This is a genomic window from Neisseria sp. P0020.S005 (assembly GCF_051957055.1).
Classification (GTDB): domain Bacteria; phylum Pseudomonadota; class Gammaproteobacteria; order Burkholderiales; family Neisseriaceae; genus Neisseria; species Neisseria subflava_A.
The window spans coordinates 1-22,885 of the sequence record NZ_JBQCWV010000016.1 but is presented as its reverse complement, the minus strand read 5'-3'; the positions used below and the strand labels follow the sequence as shown (position 1 = coordinate 22,885).

General features: G+C 49.9%; 21 protein-coding genes. 11 read left to right on the top strand and 10 right to left on the bottom strand.

Going from position 1 to position 22,885, the window contains the following annotated elements; translation table 11 throughout:
- Positions 1 to 23: 23 nt before the first annotated feature.
- Together ACTHTU_RS10825 and ACTHTU_RS10820 are read left to right on the top strand one after the other, a co-directional pair.
- Positions 24 to 2,222 (top strand): type I secretion system permease/ATPase, encoded by a 2,199-nt coding sequence (locus ACTHTU_RS10825; RefSeq protein WP_440362547.1) that lies wholly within the window; start codon positions 24 to 26, stop codon positions 2,220 to 2,222.
- Position 2,223: 1 nt separating this feature from the next.
- The gene (locus ACTHTU_RS10820; RefSeq protein ID WP_070645637.1) at positions 2,224 to 3,456 is read left to right on the top strand and encodes an HlyD family type I secretion periplasmic adaptor subunit; all 1,233 of its coding nucleotides are present in this window, start codon (positions 2,224 to 2,226) and stop codon (positions 3,454 to 3,456) included.
- Positions 3,457 to 3,516: 60 nt separating this feature from the next.
- Here ACTHTU_RS10820 and ACTHTU_RS10815 read toward each other — a convergent pair whose 3' ends face one another.
- From ACTHTU_RS10815 to ACTHTU_RS10800, 4 genes are all read right to left on the bottom strand, one after another.
- Entirely contained in the window at positions 3,517 to 4,770 is a 1,254-nt protein-coding gene (locus ACTHTU_RS10815; protein ID WP_440362546.1) for an ABC transporter permease, read from the bottom strand.
- A complete protein-coding gene (locus ACTHTU_RS10810) occupies positions 4,767 to 5,681 on the bottom strand; it encodes an ABC transporter ATP-binding protein (RefSeq protein WP_440362545.1) in 915 nt (304 codons plus the stop codon). The genes ACTHTU_RS10815 and ACTHTU_RS10810 overlap by 4 nt, the downstream gene beginning before the upstream one ends.
- Positions 5,682 to 5,794: 113 nt before the next feature.
- Positions 5,795 to 6,793, bottom strand: coding sequence for a BtrH N-terminal domain-containing protein (locus ACTHTU_RS10805; protein ID WP_440362544.1), 999 nt, complete (start codon positions 6,791 to 6,793; stop codon positions 5,795 to 5,797).
- 71 nt (positions 6,794 to 6,864) lie between these two features.
- Positions 6,865 to 7,713 (bottom strand): RnfABCDGE type electron transport complex subunit B, encoded by an 849-nt coding sequence (locus ACTHTU_RS10800; protein WP_440362551.1) that lies wholly within the window; start codon positions 7,711 to 7,713, stop codon positions 6,865 to 6,867.
- Between the two features lie 187 nt (positions 7,714 to 7,900).
- Between ACTHTU_RS10800 and ACTHTU_RS10795 the strand changes: the two genes are divergently transcribed.
- Positions 7,901 to 8,368: a YchJ family protein gene (locus ACTHTU_RS10795; protein ID WP_107867993.1), complete on the top strand. Its 468-nt coding sequence runs from the start codon at positions 7,901 to 7,903 to the stop codon at positions 8,366 to 8,368.
- A 264-nt stretch (positions 8,369 to 8,632) separates the two neighbouring features.
- Here ACTHTU_RS10795 and ACTHTU_RS10790 read toward each other — a convergent pair whose 3' ends face one another.
- Entirely contained in the window at positions 8,633 to 9,421 is a 789-nt protein-coding gene (locus tag ACTHTU_RS10790; protein ID WP_003684681.1) for an inositol monophosphatase family protein, read from the bottom strand.
- Positions 9,422 to 9,584: 163 nt separating this feature from the next.
- Here ACTHTU_RS10790 and ACTHTU_RS10785 point away from each other — a divergent pair, with 163 nt between their 5' ends.
- The 4 genes from ACTHTU_RS10785 (at position 9,585) to ACTHTU_RS10770 (ending at position 12,434) form a co-directional block, all read left to right on the top strand.
- The gene (locus ACTHTU_RS10785) at positions 9,585 to 10,310 is read left to right on the top strand and encodes a 16S rRNA (uracil(1498)-N(3))-methyltransferase (protein WP_314513718.1); all 726 of its coding nucleotides are present in this window, start codon (positions 9,585 to 9,587) and stop codon (positions 10,308 to 10,310) included.
- Between the two features lie 107 nt (positions 10,311 to 10,417).
- Positions 10,418 to 10,708: an acyl carrier protein gene (locus ACTHTU_RS10780; RefSeq protein ID WP_063068421.1), complete on the top strand. Its 291-nt coding sequence runs from the start codon at positions 10,418 to 10,420 to the stop codon at positions 10,706 to 10,708.
- Positions 10,705 to 11,763 carry a beta-ketoacyl synthase N-terminal-like domain-containing protein gene (locus ACTHTU_RS10775; protein WP_440362550.1) on the top strand — a complete coding sequence of 353 codons (1,059 nt, stop codon included), beginning with the start codon at positions 10,705 to 10,707 and terminating at the stop codon, positions 11,761 to 11,763. Before ACTHTU_RS10780 ends, ACTHTU_RS10775 begins: the two co-directional genes overlap by 4 nt.
- Positions 11,745 to 12,434, top strand: coding sequence for a hypothetical protein (locus tag ACTHTU_RS10770; protein ID WP_440362543.1), 690 nt, complete (start codon positions 11,745 to 11,747; stop codon positions 12,432 to 12,434). The genes ACTHTU_RS10775 and ACTHTU_RS10770 overlap by 19 nt, the downstream gene beginning before the upstream one ends.
- Before the next feature lie 110 nt (positions 12,435 to 12,544).
- Here the strand turns inward: ACTHTU_RS10770 and ACTHTU_RS10765 are convergent, their stop codons facing one another.
- The 3 genes from ACTHTU_RS10765 to cyaY all read right to left on the bottom strand — a co-directional run bounded on the left by ACTHTU_RS10765 (position 12,545) and on the right by cyaY (position 14,927).
- On the bottom strand, positions 12,545 to 13,858 hold the full coding sequence (locus ACTHTU_RS10765) for a hypothetical protein (RefSeq protein ID WP_440362542.1): 1,314 nt from the start codon (positions 13,856 to 13,858) through the stop codon (positions 12,545 to 12,547).
- A 184-nt stretch (positions 13,859 to 14,042) separates the two neighbouring features.
- Positions 14,043 to 14,549 (bottom strand): S-ribosylhomocysteine lyase, encoded by a 507-nt coding sequence (gene luxS, locus ACTHTU_RS10760; RefSeq protein ID WP_049328425.1) that lies wholly within the window; start codon positions 14,547 to 14,549, stop codon positions 14,043 to 14,045.
- Positions 14,550 to 14,603: 54 nt separating this feature from the next.
- A complete protein-coding gene (cyaY, locus tag ACTHTU_RS10755) occupies positions 14,604 to 14,927 on the bottom strand; it encodes an iron donor protein CyaY (protein ID WP_440362541.1) in 324 nt (107 codons plus the stop codon).
- 50 nt (positions 14,928 to 14,977) lie between these two features.
- Here cyaY and lptM point away from each other — a divergent pair, with 50 nt between their 5' ends.
- A complete protein-coding gene (gene lptM, locus ACTHTU_RS10750) occupies positions 14,978 to 15,169 on the top strand; it encodes an LPS translocon maturation chaperone LptM (RefSeq protein ID WP_003684659.1) in 192 nt (63 codons plus the stop codon).
- A gap of 17 nt (positions 15,170 to 15,186) precedes the next feature.
- A complete protein-coding gene (gene lysA, locus ACTHTU_RS10745) occupies positions 15,187 to 16,407 on the top strand; it encodes a diaminopimelate decarboxylase (RefSeq protein WP_440362540.1) in 1,221 nt (406 codons plus the stop codon).
- A gap of 102 nt (positions 16,408 to 16,509) precedes the next feature.
- Here lysA and ACTHTU_RS10740 read toward each other — a convergent pair whose 3' ends face one another.
- Together ACTHTU_RS10740 and ACTHTU_RS10735 are read right to left on the bottom strand one after the other, a co-directional pair.
- Positions 16,510 to 16,737 carry a SlyX family protein gene (locus ACTHTU_RS10740; protein WP_004518924.1) on the bottom strand — a complete coding sequence of 76 codons (228 nt, stop codon included), beginning with the start codon at positions 16,735 to 16,737 and terminating at the stop codon, positions 16,510 to 16,512.
- A 1-nt stretch (position 16,738) separates the two neighbouring features.
- Entirely contained in the window at positions 16,739 to 18,112 is a 1,374-nt protein-coding gene (locus ACTHTU_RS10735) for a Na+/H+ antiporter family protein (protein ID WP_070712103.1), read from the bottom strand.
- A 349-nt stretch (positions 18,113 to 18,461) separates the two neighbouring features.
- Between ACTHTU_RS10735 and ACTHTU_RS10730 the strand changes: the two genes are divergently transcribed.
- Positions 18,462 to 19,781 (top strand): MFS transporter, encoded by a 1,320-nt coding sequence (locus ACTHTU_RS10730; RefSeq protein ID WP_440362539.1) that lies wholly within the window; start codon positions 18,462 to 18,464, stop codon positions 19,779 to 19,781.
- Positions 19,782 to 20,100: 319 nt separating this feature from the next.
- Positions 20,101 to 22,716: a bifunctional acetaldehyde-CoA/alcohol dehydrogenase gene (gene adhE / locus ACTHTU_RS10725; RefSeq protein ID WP_440362538.1), complete on the top strand. Its 2,616-nt coding sequence runs from the start codon at positions 20,101 to 20,103 to the stop codon at positions 22,714 to 22,716.
- Positions 22,717 to 22,885: the final 169 nt, after the last annotated feature.

Sequence of the window (22,885 nt, the reverse complement as noted above, 5' to 3'; positions counted from 1 at the left end):
TCGTTATTTTGTAGATAGATTTTATGAATTCAATTATTAAACATTTAGCCATTGCAACAAAATTGCTTAATCAACCTGTTGCAGAAGAGGCTCTTGCAGCAAACATTGCCAGAGAACGAAATTTAAATGCCAATATCCAATCGCTGAGTGAAGTTTTACGCAGTTATGGGTTTGAAAACCATATTTCCCGTCGCAAACTGATTGAGATCCCTTCACTTGCGATGCCTGTAGTCATTATTCTCCATAATGATGAAGCTGCAGTTGTCAGTGAGGTAAAAGGGCGAGGAGAAGAGCGTGTTTATGTCATCCGTTCTGGGGATGCGCCAGCGCATGAAGTCAGCCATAAAGAGCTTGAAACTCAATATTTGGGGTTTTGTTGGTTTATTAAACCCAAGTTGACTGCAGACCACCGCTCTGAATTGCCAGAGTACCATTTACCCAAAGCATGGTTTTGGAAAGTGATTGGACGGTTTAAAAAGTATTATTACCAAGTAATCTTAGCATCGTTCCTTATCAATATTTTGGCATTGGTCAGTTCGCTGTATGTCATGAATGTATATGACCGTGTAATTCCAAATCAGGCTTACTCTACTTTGTGGGTACTGAGTATTGGTGTATTTTTGGCGATTGTCTTTGAGTTTATCGGTAAAATGATACGTTCGCGTCTGACAGATATTGCGGGTAAAAAGGCAGATTTAATTATTAGTTCTGCGTTGTTCAGACGTGTGATGGCGTTACGTCTGATTGAGCGCCCGATTTCATCCGGTTCATATGCCAACAATTTGCGGGATTTTGAAGCTGTACGTGAATTTATGACCAGTGCTAGTTTGTTGGTTTTGGTTGATGCGCCGTTTTTGTTACTTTTCTTGTTTGTAATATTCATTATTGGTGGAAAACTTGTAATCGTACCAATCATTACTTGTATTTTGGTAATTGTAGCTTCTTTTGCGGTTCAGCCTATGTTGGCTAAACGTATTAATGAAAGTATGAAAGAAAGCTCACAACGTCAAGGTTTGGCTGTTGAGGCCGTAGAAGGTATCGAAACACTTAAAGTCAACAATGCGACTAACTGGGCACAGCAGCGTTGGGATAAGTTGAATGCTGTGACGGCAGCCAGCTCAATGAAAGTTAAAGAAATTAATGAGTTTGTGTCCAACTTTACCGTAGGCCTACAGCAGCTTAATACCGTAGGTTTGGTTGTTTTAGGTACTTATTTGATTCATGACAGCGTAGTTGAGGCGCGTATTACTATGGGTGCGGTGATTGCATCAGTCATCCTTTCGGGTCGTGCACTCTCTTCATTAGGCAAAATTGCCGGATTGGCTATACGCTTCCAGCAAGCGAAAAATGCGCTTCATGGTATTAATGCGATTGTTGAAAGACCGATTGAGCGTGACCCTGAGCGTGCCTATGTAACACTTGATCAAGTTCAGGGACAGCTTACTTTTGACAATGTTGTATTCAAATACAATGAAGATACACAACCTGCTATCTCCAATCTTAATCTGATCATCCGCCCTGGTGAGAAAGTTGCCATTTTAGGACGGATTGGTAGCGGTAAAAGTACTTTATTAAAATTGGCCAGTGGCCTGTATGATCCGACAGGCGGCAATATTTTGCTGGATAACGTGGACATCCGCCAAATTGATCCGAATTTTCTGCGTGATAAAGTTGCTTTGCTGAATCAATCTCCAAGATTATTCCTCGGTACATTGCGAGAGAACTTGGACTTGGGCCGTATGAATGGGTATTCAACTGATCAGGAATTGCTGGGGGCATTGCACAATTTCCATTTGGATCAGCTTGTTCGTAATCATCCTAAAGGTTTGGATATGCCTTTGGGTGAAGATGGTTTAGGACTTTCGGGTGGACAAAAACAAATTGTATCGTTGGCACGTTTGACGCTTTCTCACCCTCGCGTAGTATTGTTGGATGAACCAACAACTGGTTTGGATGAACAGACAGAGCGTCAGGCCTTGGGTGTCTTGGCTCAATGGGCGCATGATAAAACCGTTGTTGTTGTTACACACCGTTTACAAGTTCTACCTATGGTTAATCGCGTTGTGGTGGTTGATAACGGCCGCGTCATTATCGACGGGCCTCGCGATGCAGTGATTGCAAAATTGCGTGAGAACGAAGAACATCAAGCCCAAGCAGTACAGGCACAAGCTCAAAAAGCGGCACAGGTTGCAGCTGAAAAAAAAGAAGGAAAAGGGAAATAATATGTCAAATCAGCAACCGGAACATATCGATCAAGAAGATTTAAAGTTGATTAACGATTTGAGTGCAGCTTTACAGTCTGAAAAACATACAGGTTATTTTGCAGTTATCAGTTTGTTTCTGTCTTTTGTCATTGTTTTTATTGTATGGGCTTATTTCAGTCCGCTTGAAGAAGTGGCACAAGGACAGGGAAGGATTATTCCGAGTAGTCGTGAACAGATTGTGCAGAGCTTAGACCCAGGAACTGTTCAAGAAATGTTGGTTAAAGAAGGTGATACTGTTGAAAAAGGGCAAGTCCTCTTGAAGCTGGACGATACTAGAAGTTCGGCCATTTTGCGCGAAAGTCAGGCAAAAGTAGAAAATTTGGAAGCAATGGCTGCCCGTCTGAAAGCTGAAGCCTACAATAGTAAATTGACTTTTCCTGAAGGCATTTCTTCTGAGTTGAAAAAACGTGAAGAAGCTGCCTATATTTCTCGACGTAAGGCAATGGAAGAGCAAGTTTCCGGTTTGCGGCAAAGTAAGGCGGCTTTGGACAAACAGATTTCAATTGTCAGTCCTATGGTTCAAAGAGGTGTTATGTCTCAGGTTGAGCTATTGCGTATGCAACGTGATTCACAGGATTTGGCTGTACAAATCACTGAGCGCCAAAACCGTTATACGACAGATGCAAGTAACGAATTGGTTAAAACCGAAGCTGAGCTTGCACAAGCTAAGGAAAACATGGCCATGCGTGCTGACCCGGTTGATCGTTCACAAATTCGTGCACCGATGAAAGGTATTGTGAAAAATATCCGTATCAATACTATTGGTGGTGTGGTTAATGCTGGACAGGATATTTTAGAAATTGTACCAATTGAGGATAACCTTTTGGTTGAAGCCTATATCCGCCCGAATGACGTGGCCTTCATTCGACCAGGGTTACCTGCTGTAGTGAAATTAACGGCTTATGATTATGCTATTTATGGCGGTCTGGAGGGCAAAGTTATTTTGATTAGTCCGGATACATTGAGTGATGAGAAACGCAATACCGGTGATTTGAAATTGAATATGAATAATGTATATTACCGCATTTTGGTTCAAACTTCTGGCAGCAAACTATTGGATAAGGATGGAAAAGAAATGCCAATTATTCCAGGTATGGTGGCAACAGTTGACGTGAAAACTGGTGAGAAAACTGTATTCCAATACTTGATCAAACCGATTACTAGAATGAAGCAGGCATTGCGAGAACGCTAGAAGAAAAAGCAGTATGCTATGCATACTGCTTTTTTATTGGGTAAAAGGATATTAATAGGTTTAAAACCTTACCTGCGTCTGCAACTGCCTACGATAAACCAATACGGCAGCAGTCAGCGTGGCAAAAGAGAATGCAGACAATAAAAGCAGATAACGGCCGATTCCATCCAAGCCGCTGCGGTTGAGCAGCAATTCCTGAAAAGCCTTCAAGCCCCAAGCCATTGGGGAAATCCAAGTGAATTGCTGCATGGTTTCGGGCATGACGTGGGCGGGTACCATAATGCCGCCGATTGCCGCCATCAGGATAATGCCACCGCCACCGAGGACGACGGCCTGTTCGGTGGATTTGGCGCAGACGCTGATTAACAGTGCGTAGCCAAGTGCGGCGGCGCTGACGGCGGCGGACAGTAGCGCGTAGGGAACAAGGCTGCCGTTGAGTATGAGGGCGGGCACGCCGATTTCGGGCAGCAGGTAGCGGCCGAGCAACAGCATTCCGACAAACTGAAGCTGGTTAATCAGGAAATAGGGGATAAGTTTCGCAGCAATCAGGCCGGATGCGGAGGCGCGGGCGAGACGTAAGCGGGTAATGGTGTTGTTCTGGCGTTCCAGAGCCATGACGTTCGATAGCGGTATCATAATGAAAAACATACCGAAAATCAGCCATGCGGGGACGCTGTGCTGTACGGCGTTGGGTTTTTCCACTGTGCCGCTGCCTGCGCTCAGGTAATGTTCTTCCAGCATTTTCTTATCTAAAAAGCTGCGCACGGCGGCAAATTGTTCGTCGTTTTTTTCATCCACTTTTTTCTGGATGTCTTTGCGGATGGCGCGGGGCAGTTTTTTATTGTCGATTTTGATGCCGTCGTTGTTGTCGAAATAAGCGTCCAGCCGCGTTTCAGTGTAGTGCTGCTGCAAAACGCCTTTGACAGCCGCCAGCCATGAAGGCTCGGTATCGGGCGGTACATAGATTTGCAGGGCTTTGTCGTCGGCGATTTTGCCGGAAGCGGCATTCGGGTTGTACAGCACCAGTTGGAAACGTTTGTCGTGCAGGCCGTTTTGCGCGTCGGTCAGTTTTTCAGACGGCATCAGTGTGACATGGATTTGTTCTTTTTCCAGCGCAGCGGCCAGCGCGGTATTGATACTATCGTTTGCTATGCCAACCAGCGCGATACGGCTGTCGGTGTGCGGATCTTGGTCGCGGCTCAGCGCCAACGACATAATCAGCATGAAGGCGATGGGCATCACAAACAACACGGCCAAACCGTGCAGGTCGCGGCAGAGCAGTTTGAGTTCTTTGAGGAGGGAAGAAATCGTCATTGTGGATTTTGCTTATCTGTTGCCGGTTCGTCTTTGCGCAGGAAATCAAGGTAAAACGTTTCCAGCGAACCGTGTCCCTGCTGGAAGTAGCGGATTTGCGCGCCGCTTTGTTGCAGGGCGGCGTAAACGGCGGCGGCATCGTGCGCCGTTTCCATCATGCCGCGGCTGTCCACTTGCTTTGCACCCAAGGCGGCCATCGTTTGAGGCGGCAGCGGCGGTTCGACGGTAAAGCGCACGACACCTGTTTGCGTACTTAAAAGCTCGTCCAAACCGCCGTGGTACACCAGCTTGCCGTGCTGCAGCAGTGCGATTTTGTCGCAAAGCTGCTCAATTTCCGACAGATAGTGTGAGGTATAAACCACGGTTACTCCCTGCCGTGTCAAATCCGCCACGCTGTCGAGGATAAAGCGGCGCGACTGAGGGTCGATGCCGACCGTGATTTCGTCGAGGAACACTAGTTGCGGCGTGTTAATCAGGCCGATAGCAAAATTCAGACGACGTTTAAGCCCGCCCGAAAGATGCTTCGCCGCCTTGTTTTTGTGGGCGGTCAGGTCGGTCTGTTCCAACAGCGCGTTCAGACGACCCTTGTCATGCACTTTATAAAGCGAGGCAAAAAACAGCAGGTTGTCCCACACCGAAAGCTGCGGATAAAACGCAAAATCCTGCGGCACCAAACCGATTTTCTGACGTTCGCTGCGGCCCAACAGGCGCAACGGCTTGCCGTCAAACAAAATTTCGCCCTGCCGTACGTCCTGCAAGCCTGCCAAAAGCGACATCAGCGTCGTTTTTCCCGCACCGTTGTGGCCGAGCAGCCCCAAACATTCGCCGTCGGCAATGTCGAACGACACATTGTCCAGCGCGGCAGTTTCGGCTTTGGGATAACGGTGGGAGAGGGATTGGATGTGAATCATGGTTTCAGACGGCCTTAGTATGGATGGAGCATAGTGAAATCATTGACAAAGGCGGCATTAGGTCATCTGTGTACAAACGGGCACAGAAAATTTCTCGCTACCGCATAACCCCATTATTTCAACAATCCCCGCCACAAGGCTTCCTCATCGTCCGCAATCTTGCGCAAAAATGCGGCGATTTCTCGGCAGCCGTTTTCGGACGGCTTTTTGCACTGCTTCACGCACATCGCTGCAAACTGCCGCCATTGGTCGCCGATGGCAGTCATTTGTTCTGAGGCCGTCTGAAACGCAGATTCGTTGCAGATATGGGCGGCCTGTTCGAGGAAGTAGGCGTAGATGTAGCGGAAACCTGCGCCGCCGGTACCGATTTCTTCCTGCATCCGCACCAAATGGCCGAGAAACAGTTTTTGGTATTTGTCGTTTTGTTTGGTAGGCAGGGATTCGATTTTTTTGGCCAGCGTGCGGATGCCTTTGACGCCGATGAAAAAGACTGGCGCGAGCATATGTTTGGCGTTTTTGCGTATGGCCTTGCGGATAATGGCGGGTAAGTCTGCCATGATTTTCTCAGACGGCCTGTTGTCTTCCAAGGTGTACATCATGCCTTTTGCCGCCAATACGCCTTTGGCAAAGCGCGCCCGTTGCAAATCTTCGGCGGCGCAGCGTTGTACGGTTTCAAATACGGGGTCGCTGATCAGGTAGTCGTTGCCGTCTTTGCCGTACACCAAGAGATTGTGTGCGTTGAAATGGAAACGCATTTGTGGCGGGAAGTAGGGCAGCCAAAAGACGGAGGTTTGCAAACCGGCCAGTTTGCCTGAGGATAGTGCGGCATCCAATGCGGCTTGTCCGCTTTGTGCGTCGGAAAATTTGCGGACGGATAATTTCAGCCCCAATGCTTTGCAGGTGTTTTTGATGATGCTGCGCGGCGCGGTACGGTAAGAAACCAGCGGCATGCCGTTTAATTTGATCAGCGGCATCCAGACAAACGTCAGCGCGTGGGCAATGCCGAAAATCATGGCTTCGTCTAAATTGTGGCCATGGTATTTGAGCAGGGTGGACATCACACCGCTTTCGCAATGGGCGGTATGCTGGTGTGGAAATTCTTGTGTGGTCATAAAGCTATTGGTTTTCGTGCAATGTTTTCAGACGGCCTGATGCGGTCGGAATGGGTTTGTTGTTTTGGAAATCAGCGGGCTTCTTTGGCGGCTTCCTGCTCGGCTTTGTGGCGGCGCAGAAATTCGATGGCGGCGGCTTTTTCAGCTTCGTTGCCGTATTTGGCATCACGTTGGGCGCGGCGCAGTTCGGCGCGTTCTTTGGCTTCTTCGATTTGGCGCGCTTTGAAGTCTTCGCGGTTGTCGGAGGAGACGAGTTTGTCCTGTTGCGATTGCGCTTTTGCCATGGCTTTGGCAATCAAATCCATGGGGTTGAATGCGGCGCTTGGTGCGGCTGTTTGGGTTTGTGCCTGTGCGGCCTGTTTGGCTTTGACGGCGGCTTCGCGTTGCGCCAGCAGGGCTTTGCGTTTGGCATCGTCGCGCTGTTTTCGCGCGGTATGGCGTTCAAAACGGCTTTGTGCGTGTTCGGCGGCGGCAAAGCGCGGTTCGGCAGAGGTGCTGAAACGGCGTGCGGACGGCAGGAAGGGCTGCGATACGGGAACCATGTCGATGCAGTCGACGGGGCAGGGGGTAACGCACAAGCCGCAGCCGGTGCATTCGTCACTGATGACGGTGTGCATCAGTTTGGACGCGCCCATAATGGCATCGACAGGGCAGGCGCGGATGCAGGCGGTACAGCCGATGCAGGCGGATTCGTCAATCAGGGCCACGGCTTTGATTTGTGTTTTTGCCGGCGCGAGGTAGGGCTTGCCCAACAGGTCGGCTAGGTCTTTCATGACGATTTCCCCACCCGGCGCGCACAGGTTTACCGGCGCTTCCCCTGCCGACAGGGCGCGCGCATAGGGTAAGCAGCCTTCATAGCCGCACTCACGGCATTGGGTTTGCGGCAACAGGCGGCTGATGCTTTGGATGGGAATGGTCATCATGGATAGTCAAAATCGAAAAGGCGCATTATATCAGATTGTTGCGTTTATTTTGGCGAAACCCGCTTTGCTTATTTTAGCGAAACTCTCTACGCCCGTTTTAGCGAAACCCGCTACACTCGTTTTCAGACGGCCTGAGTCGGGTTTGCGTTATAATTTTGAAATGGATTTATTCGGGTAATTAGAAATGACGGCTACACTTTGCCCTTGCCAGTCGGGGCGTGTTTATACGGAATGTTGCGCACCGTTTCATGCGTGTGAGGCGGCGGCCTTGACGGCGGAAGAGTTGATGCGTTCGCGTTACAGTGCGTATGTTTTGCAGGAAATCGACTATATCGTGGACACGACTGTTCCTGCGCAGCAGAATTTGTTGGATAAACAGGATTTGGCGTCATGGAGTAGGCAGACGCAGTGGTCGGGGTTGAAGGTTATCCGTCATGTGCCGTTTGGCAAGCTGCATGCTTTGGTCGAGTTTGAGGCGTATTTTGAAGAGAATGGGCAAACCGAGTGCCATCATGAATTGTCGGCGTTCGTGAAAATAGACGGGCGTTGGTACTTTATTGATCCGACCGTTGCGTTGCCGACTATGAAACAGCCTTGTTTGTGCGGTTCGGGCAAAAAGTTTAAGGCGTGTTGCGGACAGTTTTTCAAATAGTAGTGTAAACAGGCCGTCTGAACGTTCAGACGGCCTGAGCTGTTTTTGCAGATAAAAAAAACCATTCATACTAAGGGAGAAGTATGAATGGCCAATACATTGCGGGAAAACGTCTTACTTGCTGCACCGCCCAAAAGGGATGAAAGAGCGGTGTTGTGTCAGCGATTAATATTCTACCGTTTTTAGTATTAAATGCTGTTAAGAAGTGAAATAATTTCAATAAGTTGCAAGATAATCGTGATATTTTGAAGATAAACGGTATTTTTACTGATTTTCTCGAATCCATTTCACCCATTGTTGAAACAGCTCGGGTTGCAATGCGGCGATGACGGAACGCTTGAATACATGTTCGCCGCTCCAAAAATCATCGCCCTCCAAAGTGGTCAGGCAGCCGCCGGCTTCTTCAAAAATTAATGCACCGGCAGCGTAGTCCCACAGCTTTTGTCCGCCGTGGATGTAAATATCGTAGCGGCCGCTGGCAAGGTAGCACCAATCGAGCGTGCTGCTGCCCATGCTGCGGATCGTGCCGAATGGGGCAAGGGTATTCATGCGACTGGCGAGTTTGCCCGAACGCAGGTATTTGATTTCTACGCCGGCAATGGATTCGTTGAGTTTTTTGTTTTCCGAACGCAGCGGCAGCGGCGTACCGTTGAGGAACGCGCCTTTGCCGCGTTCGGCGTAGAAACATTCGCCGCTGACCGGATTGTAAATTACGCCCAATTCGGCGTGGCCGTTTTTAACCAGTGCGACGGACACGGCAAAATGCGGCAAACCGTTGACGAAGTTGTTTGTGCCGTCGATAGGGTCGACAATCCACAGGCCGTCTGAATGTTCGTTCCACAAACGGGTTTGCTCCTGAACGCTCATCTCCTCGCCCAACATCGGACAATCTTCCAATAAGGGTAGGGCGGCGGCAAAAGCGGTTTGTGCGGCCAAATCTGCTTCACTCAAAACCGAGCCGTCTTCCTTGCGTCGTGACGGCGTGTTCAGAAAACGCGGCATGACTTCGGTTTGGGCGATGTGGCGGACGACTTTCTGTAAACGGTATAGCACGGCGTATCCTTGTTTTTTGCAGTTTTGCGTGACAGTGGATTAAAATTCGGGAAGTTTTAAATTATAGTGGATGAAATCGAAATCAGGCAGGTAAGTGTATGCCGCCGTGTTTCAATTTCGTTCACGAAAGTTCAAATTATATACATGAATAAAGCAGGAAACCATGCCCCGATTTTATGTTGATTTTGCCTTAAGCCCCGACAGCGTGGTCAAATTGCCCGATGATGTGGTGCGCCATTTGAATGTATTGCGCGTGAAAAACACGGAAGAAATCGTGTTGTTCAACGGCAATGGCAAGGCATATCCGGCTTTGCCCGAAGTTTTGGAAAAACGCCGCGCCAGCGTGCGCATTTTGCGTGAAGAGGCAACGGACAACGAATCGCCGCTGAACATTACGTTGGTACAGGCGGTATCCGCCGCCGAGCGCATGGATTTCACTTTGCAGAAAAGCGTGGAATTGGGTGTGGCAGAAATTCGCCCGGTCATCAGCGAACGCTGTGTCGTCCGCTTGAGTGGCGAACGCGCTGAAAAGCGGGTGGCGCGTTGGCAGGAAATCGTCGTTTCGGCGTGTGAACAAAGCGGCCGCAATATTGTGCCGAAGGTTTTGCCGCTGACGACTTATGCACAGTCATTGCAGCAGTTGCCGCAGGAAACGACCAAACTGTTAATGAGCTTGAATCGCGCACAAAAACTGGGCGATGTTCAGCCGCAATCCGGCAAGGTCGTGTTTATGGTCGGCCCGGAAGGCGGCTGGACGGAGAAGGAAGAGCAGCAGGCATTTGATGCCGGTTTTCAATCCGTTACGCTTGGCAAACGGGTGTTGCGTACCGAAACCGCCTCACTTGCGGCCATTGCCGCCATGCAGACACTTTGGGGCGATTTTGCATAAAGTTCAGGCCGTCTGAAAGCGAGCGTAGCGAGTTTCGCTAAAACGAGCGTAGCAGGTTTATCTAAAACAAGCTGTTGCTTCATGAGATCAAAATGGGAGTTTAAAAAATGTCTTACACCTTTACACTGGCCGAGCACGAGCTGGAAGCGGAATTGAAAAAGCTAATCGTGCAAGAGGCCGATAAGGCCGACGATGTGGATATGGATGATTTCACCGACGATGCACTTTTGTTTGGCGATGGCAGTCCGGTCGGTTTGGATTCGCTTGATGCGCTGCAAATCAGCGTTGCCTTGCAACAGTATTTCCAAGTGCGTCTGCAGGGCGACCGGATGGTGCGCAAACATATGATGTGCGTACGCGATTTGGCGGCGTTTATCCGTGCGGAGCATGGCGCGTGAGTTGGGTTTGCGGTACGGCGGCCACTTCTGCCTTGAATCCGCAAACGGATTTCAGACGACCTGATGCGGTGTCTTATACGTTTTTAAACCAACCGCAGCAGGCTGCTTATTTTCGTGCATTCGCCGGCGACAGTTTGGGGCGGAAGGAATTTGCGGATATCGCCGAACAACATTTGCGCCGAGCCGCCGAAAATGCAGGCTGGCCGTCTGAAAGCTGGCACGATACGCCGGTGTTTATCGGTTCCAGTTCCTATTCCATCTCCGAATATGAAAACCGCCATTTTGCGGGTAATAGGGCGGTAGAGGAACACAATCTGCTTTATCTTGCCGAAGATTTGCGCCGGCGTAGCGGTAATCGGCAGATTTTCAGTTTCGCTACTGCCTGCACTTCATCTGCCCATGCGCTGATTCAGGCGGATAATTGTTTGCGCGGCGGGGCGGAGCGCGCCTTTGTGCTTGGTATTGAAAACCTCAACCGGCTGACTTTGCTGCATTTTCACAGTTTGGGTTTGCTGGCCGAACACTATCAGCCTTTTGGCGGAAACGGTTTGATTTTAGGCGAAGGTGTTGCTGCGCTTGCCTTATCTTCCGCTGCTCCCGAATCTTCTTCAGGCCGTCTGAAGCTTATCGGACACGCTGCCAATACAGGCAATGACCTGATTCAAAGCGATGGCCAAGCGCAGGAGCAAGTGATGCGACGCGCTTTGGATGTTGCAGGCATCGCTCCTGAAAGCATTGCAGCCGTTAAAACACACGGCATCGGCACGGCTGACAGCGATGCCGCCGAATTGGCCGCACTGGAAAATATATTCGGTACACTGCCGCCTTTGATGGCGTTCAAGCCGCAAATCGGACACACGCTTGGCGCAACGGCAGCCCTTGAAACAGCCCTGCTTTTATCCGCTTTAAAACAAGGCGGAAGCAACGATTATCAGGGGCGGGAAATTCGTTTTTCCGAGTGTGCGGCTTCACAAAAAGGCGGCTTTTTCTGTTTGGCCAATCAGTTTGGCTTTGGCGGCAGCAACACATCTTTGGTATGGCAATGGCAACCGTAAATTCTAATATCCGTATTACCGCCGCCGTGCGTTTTGATACTGACGCCGGCACCGGCGGCAAAATCCTCAAACAAACCTTAAAGCAGCAAAGCAGTATAGATACCCGACGCCTCAGCCGCTTGAGTTTAATTGCCGCGCTTGGCGCAGGGCAACTGAAAGAGCAATGCAAAATTCGTTCTGATTGCGCCGTTTTTCTCGGTACGCCGTTTTCTTCGCCATCCGTATTTGAAAAAATGGCAGACAATGTGCTGAACCATCACGCCGCGATGCCGTTTGACTTTATTGCCAACCTGCACAATGCTCCCGTTTTTCATGCCGCGCAAGCGTTAGGAACGCATGGTGCAACTTTGGTCGTTACTGCCGACAACAATGTAGATACCTGCTTTCATCCATTATCTCTGGCGATGCAGTCTTTGCAAAATGGCGGACAAGCTGCGGTTGGTTGGGCATATGAACATCAAGCAGTTCGTGCCGATACCCATGAAGGCAGTATCTGGATTTTGCTTGAAAACGGTGCAGAGCAGGGTGTTCCCGTTGTGTTGAATGATGAAGGTACTCAGACTGATAGGCCGTCTGAAAAGCCGCAATATTATTGGCAAAATATCGCCGATTGGCTAGAAGCAGTAATGGCGCACGAGGGTAGGGATGTGAAGAAATATACTTTGGCGTGATGGGGAAAATGATTTTAGAGAATGAGTTTGTTTGTTGAAGTAAATAGGTTGTAAGCCATTAAAAAGGCCGTCTGAAAATATTTTCAGACGGCCTTTTGTATAAAAACCAATCAACGAGACATCTCGCCTTGAATAGCACGGATATTCGCTTGACGGGCGTTGATGGTACGGGTCAGTTGTTGGATTTTAATTTGATCGCTTTTTTGTTTGGCTGCATTCAGCTGTGTTTGAAGGCGGATAATAGCGGCCTGTTCGTTGCGAATTTCCCCTTGTAATACCTGTTTACGTGTTTCTTTAGGTTTGGGTTGTGGTGCAGCAATGGTTGCAGGAATGGTACGAATCGGTGCTTTGCGGTGGATGTCTTGCTGGCTATTTTGCTTGGCCTGGCGTTTCTGTATGCTGTTGCGTAGGAGGATATTCAGACGCGGATTAGCAGCTGCGGCAGTATTGGTAACGCCACCGATCGGACCATTTAGCAGAATTTTGATGTCGTTATCGACATCTTTATCGCTGAAGAGTGCATCAGTGGTTGGTCCATATGCTTTGGGCAATGGGGTTTTGGTAGGCTTCGTTGGAGTTGCTGCCGCTGGTATGGGTTCGGTCGGCTTGACCGAGTCTGTCAGTGCGAAAATCTCGGTTGTAGATCCTGTTAATATATTGGTTTTGTCGGACGATGCAGAAGAGTTTTCAGCGTTAAGTGGTTTGGTTACTGTTTTTTTAATATTGGTTGTGCGGTTTATCGATGTTTTGGAAACAGTTTGTTCTGTGTGTGTAACTTCAGTTTTGGCCGGTTCTTCGGCTGTTGTACTTTTTGCTGTCTTGTTGTCCAATGGCTCCAAATCTAGAGAATGATTCAGGAATTGGGTGGTGGTAGCTTGGTCAGTGTGCACGTTCGGGGCGGTGAGAGTTTGGGTAGGTATCTGTTCAGTATGAGGAGAGAAAAAGCTATCCGATCTATGACTTTCCTGAGGGGTAGTTTGTACCTGAGCGATAGGTGCAGAGGGGTATACTTGAACAACAGGTGTGGTATTGAATATGGCGAAAGTATTAACGGGATATTGCTTGGTTTCAACAGGAGCTATTGCCGTTTGTGTTTCTATAACAGGAACATAGTGATCAGCCGTTGATCTAGTAGTTTTTTGGTTTGTTACTCCTGTTTTATCGAAAATGTTCTGTGTTCCAACCAATTTCGGATCTGTTTGTTGCTCTGTAAGAGTCGAATTCAAATTTAGCTGCTCAGTGTTTGTTTGAGATACATTTGTTTCTACTGGACTGTACGAATCGGTAACGCGGCAGGTATTGTTGATCTGGTGTGAGGTATAAACGGTGATGCCTTCAACATTGCAGACATACTCGGCAGCGTTGGCGGCGGCAGGGAGGGTCAGGCTGAGGGCAATGGCGGTTTTGCAGAAAAACGGTTTCATAAAAGCAATAGAATCAGGTTGTTTGTTTAAAGTGTAATTATACTATGTACACTGTCAGCATCCGCCAACTTATTTTTAGGCGGTGTAAAACTATGGCTGAAAGGTTGAAAATTGGAATAAAAGGTTTTAGGCCGTCTGAAACTTGTCATATAGAGTTTCAGACGGCCTTTACTGTCATGGCGGATTAAGCGTTCAACAGGCTTTCGTCCAATGTCAGCTCTTCGTTTTTATTGACGGCGACTTTGCGTGCCAAAACGTTTTGGGCGATTTCATGTGCTTCGGCAAGTGAGTGCATCATGTAGGTGCCACATTGGTATTCGTTCAGCTCGGGGATTTTGCTTTGGTCTTGAACGGTCAAAACATCCTGCATTGAAGCGAGCCATGCGTCGGCTACTTTTTGCTCGTCGGGCGTGCCGATGAGGCTCATGTAGAAACCGGTGCGGCAGCCCATCGGGGAAATATCGATGATTTCAACGCCGTTGCCGTTCAAGTGGTCGCGCATAAAGCCTGCGAACAGGTGCTCCAGCGTGTGAATACCTTTTTCAGGCAGGATTTCTTTGTTGGGAATGCAGAAACGCAGGTCAAACACGGTAATGGTGTCGCCTTTGGGCGTGGTCATGGTTTTTGCCACGCGTACGGCAGGGGCGTGCATACGGGTGTGGTCGACTTTGAAACTGTCTAGTAGGGGCATTTGGGTGTCCTTTGAGGTAAATAGATTTTTAGCTAGGGATATTTGGAGACTGAATCACAATTCCGCAATCTCAACTGCTTCACCCGAAGCCGCGCTTAGTGCTTCGTTCAAAACGTCGTAGAAATCGCGGCTGTCGCGTGTTGCCAGCCATTTGCCGTTTTGTTCGGCGAAATGGTAGCCGCCGCTTTTGGCGGCAATCCACAATTCTTGGTTGGGCGTGTGGCGGTTGACGATGATTTGCGTGCCGTCTTTGGCTTCGATAGTCAGTACGTTTCCGGCAAACTGGCAGTCGAAATCCCAGCCGTTTTCGTCGATTTGGTCTTCGATGTGTTCGAACAATTCTTCGCTCATGCGGATGAATTCGCTTTCGGTCATCATGGCTTTTTGTGTGGTTTTTGTTTAAGATACCGAATCTTGCCACATTCGTAATGATGAAGAAAGTTTTACTGATGAAATACGGCGTATTTTTTGCAGCGGCAACGGCTCTGCTGCTCTCTGCCTGCGGCTATAAAGGCGATCTCTACCTGCCCAAAGAAGGCGACAAGGCTCGCTTCGGCGTGATTCAAACCGGCTTGAAATTCGATACGGCTAAAGAGCCGACCACTCAAACCAACGATTAAAAAAAGACTTCATAAACATGACCTTATCCTGCGAAAAACTCCCTTATACACACCTTGCCGAAGAGTTTGGTACGCCGCTTTATGTATACAGCAAATCTGCGCTGACCGAAGCGTTTGAAAACTACCAAACCGCGTTTGCTACTTTGAATCCGCTTGTCTGCTACGCAGTTAAAGCGAATGGCAACTTGAGCATCATCAAGCACTTTGCTTCTTTGGGGAGCGGGTTTGACATTGTGTCCGGCGGCGAGTTGGCACGCGTTTTGGCGGCCGGCGGCGATGCGGCGAAAACGATTTTTTCCGGTGTGGGTAAGAGTGAGGCAGAAATTGAATTTGCGCTGAATGCAGGCGTGAAATGCTTCAATATGGAGAGCATTCCCGAAATCGACCGTATTCAAAAGGTTGCCGCGCGTTTGGGTAAAGTCGCTCCGGTTTCCCTGCGCGTTAACCCCGATGTCGATGCCAAAACCCATCCTTATATCTCCACCGGTCTGAAAGCCAACAAATTCGGTATTGCCTATGCCGATGCGCTTGAGGCTTATCGTTATGCTTCCCGACAAAGCCATTTGAAAATCGTCGGTATCGACTGCCATATCGGCTCACAACTGACCGACCTCAGCCCGCTTGTCGAAGCCTGCGAACGTATCTTGGCCTTGGTTGACCAATTGGCAGATGAAGGCATTGTGTTGGAACACTTGGACTTGGGCGGTGGTGTCGGTATTGTTTACCAAGACGAAAATGTGCCTGATTTGGGCGCGTATGCCCAAGCCGTTCAAAAACTGATGGGTACACGCCGTCTGAAACTGGTTCTCGAGCCAGGCCGCAGTTTGGTCGGCAATGCAGGTGCGTTGTTGACGCGCGTTGAATTTGTCAAACATGGCGAAGAGAAAAACTTTGTGATGGTCGATGCGGCGATGAACGATTTGATGCGTCCAGCGCTTTATGATGCCTATCATCACATCGAAGCGGTCGAAACCAAAGACATTGAGCCTCTGACGGCCAATATCGTCGGCCCGATTTGCGAAACCGGCGACTTCCTCGGCAAAGACCGCACCATCGCCTGCGAAGAAGGGGATTTGCTGCTTATCCGCAGCGCCGGTGCGTATGGCTCAAGCATGGCGAGCAACTACAACACGCGCAATCGTGCGGCGGAAGTATTGGTTGACGGCAGCGAATGTAAACTTATCCGCCAACGTGAAACCGTCGAGCAGCAAATGGCCAACGAATTGGCTTGTTTGTAAGGTTTGATTGTTTAAAAGGCCGTCTGAAAGCTTAATTGACTTTCAGACGGCCTTTGTTATGAAAGAAAAGGGCATGTATCAAACATGCCCTTTTTCAGTTGATCAATAATGCGGCGGAATTTCATCGCGCAGGCTGTACGGTTCGCGTTCGCCGTTTGCGCCTTTGTCCTGCATCCGTTGATACAGAAGCCGCAACTGGCCTTGCTGCAAATCTAAAGCTTGCTGCATCTTGGCGATGGTGTCGTTCAGACTGCCGATTAAATCTTCCTGCAAGGCCGTCTGAATTTCCAGCTCCGTGACGCGGTGTTCCAATTCCTGAATATCGCTCATATTACAGCACCATCGCGGCAATCCAGCCGGCAGCCATCAGCGGGATATTGTAGTGGATAAAAGTCGGGATAACCGAATCGCGGATGTGGTCGTGTTGACCGTCGGCATTCAAACCCATGGTCGGGCCGAGCGTTGAGTCGGATGCGGGGGAGCCAGCATCGCCCAGCGCACCGGCCGTGCCGACAATGGCCACGGTAGCCATGGGGGAGAAGCCCAAGCTGATGCACAAAGGCACATAAATCGCGGTAATAATCGGCAAAGTGGAGAAAGACGAGCCGATGCCCATGGTTACCAGCAAGCCGACGAATAACATGGTCAATGCGGCCATGCCCTTATTGCCGCCGAACAAAGCCATGCTGTGTTCGACCAAAGGCTGAATCTCGCCGGTTGCGTTCATTACGGCGGCGAAACCTTGTGCCGCAATCATAATAAAGCCGACCATCGCCATCATTTTGATGCCTTCGCCGAAGACATCGCTGGCGGCGGAGCGGTTCATCACGCCCAACATCATAAACACGGCAAAGCCCAACATAGCGCCCAATACCAGCGAACCATCATACAAAAGCTGAATGGCAAAACACACGGCAATCGCCACGGCCGCCACCAAGCTGCGATAGGTTGACGGCTCTTGTTGTTGCACTGCCGCACGGTTGTCTTCCGTGTCAGTGGTATTGTTTTGATAAATGCGCGGTTTGCGGTAGTGCAAAAAGGCCAGCAGCAAGCCGGACACCATGCCCAAAGCCGGAATCGCCATTGCATGCATCACATTGATGCCGCTGGTGTCCATGCCTGCCGAGCGGATATTGCCCAACATGATGTCGTTCAAGAATATGGCGCCGAAACCGTAAGGCAGGAACATATAAGTCGTTACCAAACCAAACGTAATCACACAAGCCACCAAGCGGCGGTCAAGTTTCAAACGGTTGAACACCAGCAACAGCGGCGGAATAATCATCGGGATAAACGCAATATGAATCGGCACAACGTTTTGGCTCATCACGCCCATGCACAAAATAATCGCCAGCAGCAGCCATTTGACCGCGCCTTCGCCTTTCGCATTGCCTTCGCCGCCGTTGAGCTTGCGGATAATCACGCCGGCGAGCTGTTGCGGTAGTCCGGAATGCGTGATGGCCATGGCAAACGCGCCGAGCATGGCATAAGACAGCGCGATTTGCGCCCCGCCTTTCAGGCCTTCGTTAAAAACAGGAATAATCCCTTGCTGCACCACATCGCCAGCCGCGTTGGTTACATTCTCCAAAGGCATACCGGCCACCAAGCCGCCGACAAACGCGCCGACAGCCAAGCTGAGCACCACATGCACGCGCGATAAAGACAGCACAAGCATGATGATGACCGCAATTACAACCGCATTCATATCGTTCTCCGTTGTTTCAGACGGCCTGTTATGTAAAAACAGGCAATCATCTGTTTACATATTACAAATAAACATCATAACCCAAGCATGAAGCCTTTGCAAAAAACGGCAGGCCGTCTGAAAAACGGAGCATCGGTTTCAGACGGCCTGCCGTGAACCCTTATTCAGCGTTTTAATATGGCGTGCGGTTCTGGCGATAAAAATATCCAAAAAACACGCGCTTCCTATTCTTTGCATATGGTACCAATGTTAAAATCGACACAATGTCTTGGTTTTAGGTTTGTTACTGAAATTAAAGCATTTATTGATAAAACCCAATTCAATCATACACAAACAAAGGAAAGAAGTGATGGATATTCTGACGCGGCTGCACAATCTGCCGCCTTCCCGTTTTCATTACAAACTTTTAATGTTGGTCGGCATAGGTTGGCTGTTTGATGCCATGGATACAGGCTTGGTGTCGTTTGTATTGCCGGCTTTGGGCAAAGATTGGGCGCTGGCTCCGGCGCAGTTGGGCTGGATTGTCAGCATTGCCTTTGTCGGCATGGCTTTGGGTGCGGTATTCAGCGGCTGGCTGGCGGATAGGTTCGGACGGAAAACCGTTTTTGCCGGTACGATGGTGGTGTACAGCATTGCCACAGGTTTGTGCGCGCTCGCGCCTGATTTGACGGTTTTGCTGGTGTGCCGCTTTTTTGTCGGCGTCGGTTTGGGCGGCCAGCTGCCCGTTGCCGTGTCGCTGGTCAGTGAATATGCGCCGCCGAAAGTACGCGGCCGTTTTATTGTGTTGCTGGAAAGTTTTTGGGGCTTGGGCTGGCTCTTGGCCGCGCTGGTATCTTATTTCTTTATTCCGCAAACCGGCTGGCATAGCGCGTTTTTATTCGGCGCCTTGCCCCTGTTTTATGTGCCGTTGGTGTTGAAATTTGTTCCCGAATCCGTGCCTTACCTGCTTTCCCGCGGCAAAACCGATGAAGCTCATCATTTGGTATCCGCGCTGGAAATCCAATCAGGCATAACGCCGCCGACAGAAGCCATTGCCGCACCGGCCGTCCCGCGCGAACGCATCCGCTTCTTCCAACTTTGGCAACATCCGTTTGCACGGCGCACGCTGATGTTGTGGCTGGTTTGGTTCGGCATCGTGTTTTCGTATTACGGCATTTTCACTTGGTTGCCCAAACTGCTGGTCGAGCAGGGCAATACCGTGGTCAAAACTTTTGAATATGTGCTGGTGATGATTGTTGCACAACTGCCCGGCTATATTGCCGCCGCGGCTTTGGTGGAGAGAATCGGCCGCAAAGCAACGCTGGCAGGCTTTTTGGCCGCTTGCGCCGTGTGCGCATGGTTTTTCGGGCAAAGCACCACTGCAGCCGAAGTCATGGTTTGGGGCAGCCTGATGTCCTTCTTCAACTTGGGCGCATGGGGCGTTTTGTACACCTACACCCCCGAACTCTACCCCTTGCGCTTCCGTGCCTTCGCATCCGGCTGGGCAGGCGCCATCGGCCGCGTCGGCGGCATACTCGCGCCCATGGTAGTGGCGGCGATGGTGGGCAACAGCGGTGGCTTCGGCAATATCTTTATGATGTTTGCGCTGGTTATGCTGCTGATTGTGGCGGTAATCTTGGTATTGGGTGAAGAAACCAAAGGCCGTACGCTGGAAGACATCAGCCAATAAAAGGCATATATAAACAAAGGCCGTCTGAAAAAATATTTTCAGACGGCCTTTTTCATTTACGTTTGTAATTTTAATACATCGATTTTCTGTTTTTATCTTAATTATCGAGGAAAGCGACGAAGAATAACCGTCTTTGTTTTTGTGTAGATAAAAATATTATACTTCAAAGAATTAAAATGAATAAACGATAAAATGGCCGTCTGAAAAGTTCAATCATGGTTTGTGATGTAGGTCAAAGCAAAATGTAACTAAATTACCTATAGTTATCGTAGTGAAAATTTATTGACCTTATTGCCACCTTTTATTAAGGAGATACACCATGAATGCATCAGCCGACAACGTCGTCAGCCCAGCCGTAGCCGAGGTAAACAGCCTGGTTGAAAAGGGTTTGCGCGCGTTGGATGAGTTTCTTAAGTTGGATCAGGAGCAGATTGATTTTATTGTAGCCAAAGCCTCTATCGCTGCGCTGGACAAACATGGTGTACTCGCCATGCACGCGGTGGAAGAAACGGGACGCGGCGTGTTTGAGGATAAGGCGACCAAAAACCTGTTTGCCTGCGAAAACGTCGTGCGCCGTCTGCGCGATTTGAAAACCGTGGGCGTCATCAGCGAAAACGATGTAACCGGCATTACCGAAATTGCCGATCCGGTCGGTGTGGTTTGCGGTATTGTGCCGACAACCAATCCGACTTCCACCACCATTTTCAAATCCCTGATTGCGCTGAAAACCCGCAATCCGATTATTTTCTCGTTCCATCCATCCGCCCAGCAGTGTTCCGCCCATGCAGCGCGTATCGTGCGCGATGCGGCGATTGCGGCCGGTGCGCCGGAAAACTGTATCCAGTGGATTGAAAAGCCGTCTATGGAAGGCACTTCCACGCTGATGAAGCATCCGGGCGTGGCAACGATTTTGGCGACCGGCGGCAATGCGATGGTGGAAGCCGCGTATTCTTGCGGCAAACCTGCGCTCGGTGTCGGGGCGGGCAACGTACCTGCTTATGTTGAAAAAACGGCGGACATCAAACAGGTGGCACACGATATTGTGATGTCGAAATCTTTCGACAACGGCATGGTGTGCGCCAGCGAGCAAGCGGTGATTGCCGATAAAGAGATTTACAAAGAGTTGGCCGAAGAGTTCAAATCTTACGGCGTGTACTTTGCCAACAAAAAAGAAAAAGCCATGCTCGAAGAGTTTATCTTTGGCGTAACGGCGAATTGCGCCAGCTGCGGCGGAGCGAAACTCAATTCTGCGGTAGTGGGCAAACCGGCAACATGGATTGCCGAACAGGCCGGGTTTAAAGTACCTGAAAAAACCAACATCATCATCGCCGAATGCCGTGAAGTCGGTCCGAACGAGCCGCTGACCCGCGAAAAACTTTCGCCTGTTTTGGCCATGATTAAGGCGGATTCGACCGAACAAGGTTTGAAGTTTGCCGAAGAAATGGTTGCCTTTGACGGCTTGGGACACTCCGCCGCCATCCATACCGCCGACGAAGAATTGGTCAAAACGTTCGGCTCACGCGTCAAAGCCCTGCGCGTGATTTGGAATTCGCCTTCCACCTTCGGCGGCATCGGCGACGTGTACAACGCCTTCCTGCCTTCTCTGACCCTCGGTTGCGGCTCTTACGGTAAAAACGCCGTCGGCGGCAACGTCAGCGCAGTCAATCTGTTAAACATCAAAAAAGTAGGCCGTCGGAGAAACAACATGCAATGGTTCAAAGTGCCCGCCAAAATCTATTTTGAACGCGATTCCATTCAATATCTGCAAGACATGAAAGACTGCGAAAAAGTCATGATTGTGACCGACCGTTCGATGGTTGATCTGGGCTTTGTCGATAAAATCACCCACCAACTGCATCAACGCAAAAACAAAGTGACCATCCAGCTGTTTACCGATGTCGAAGCCGATCCAAGCGTCCAAACCGTCTATAAAGGCACCGATTTGATGCGCAGCTTCCAGCCGGACACCATTATCGCGCTGGGCGGCGGTTCGCCAATGGACGCAGCCAAAGCCATGTGGCTCTTCTACGAACAGCCGCAAGTCGATTTTGAAGACTTGGTGCAAAAATTCATGGACATCCGCAAACGCGCCTTCCGCTTCCCTGAGTTGGGCCGCAAAGCCAAATTTATCGGTATCCCTACCACATCGGGCACCGGCTCCGAAGTCACACCGTTTACCGTCATCAGCGACGGCGACAAAAAATATCCGATTGCCGACTACTCACTGACACCGACCATTTCGATTGTCGATCCTGCGTTTACCATGACCGTACCGGCAGGCGTAACCGCCGATACCGGTCTGGACGTATTGACCCATGCCGTAGAAGCATACGTTTCCGTACTGGCGAACGACTTTACAGACGGCCTCGCTCTGCAAGCCATTAAGCTCGTGTTCCAATACCTCGAACGCTCCTACAAACACGGTGCGGCCGATCCAGAAGCGCGCGAGCATATGCACAATGCCTCCACCATCGCAGGCATGGCGTTTGCCAATGCGTTCTTGGGCATCAACCACTCGATGGCACACAAAATCGGCGGCAAATATCACGTTCCGCACGGTCGTGCCAACGCCATCCTGCTGCCGCACGTCATCCGCTACAACGGCACGCGTCCGCAGAAAACCGCTACTTGGCCGAAGTACAACTACTACAAAGCCGACCTGAAATATCAGGAAATCGCCCGTACCTTAGGTCTGCCGTGCAGCACACCGGCAGAAGGCGTCGAATCCTTCGCCCGCGCCTGCCATGAGCTGGCAGTCAACGTCGGCATCAAAATGTCGTTGAAAGAGCAGGGCATCGATGAGAAAACCTTCCTCGACGGCAGAAAAGAGCTGGCCATGATGTCTTTTGAAGATCAATGCACCCCGGCCAACCCACGCCTCGCTATGGTGGCCGATATGGAAGAAATCCTGACCAAAGCCTATTACGGCGAATAAAATCGGGCAGTTAAAAAGGCCGTCTGAAACCTGAATATAGGGTTTCAGACGGCCTGAGACCTTTGCAAAATTCCTTTCCCCCAACAGCCGAAATCCAAACATAGGTTTTCGTCTATTTCCGCTCCTAATTACTCCTGATTTTACCCAAATATCCCCTTAATTCCCCTTG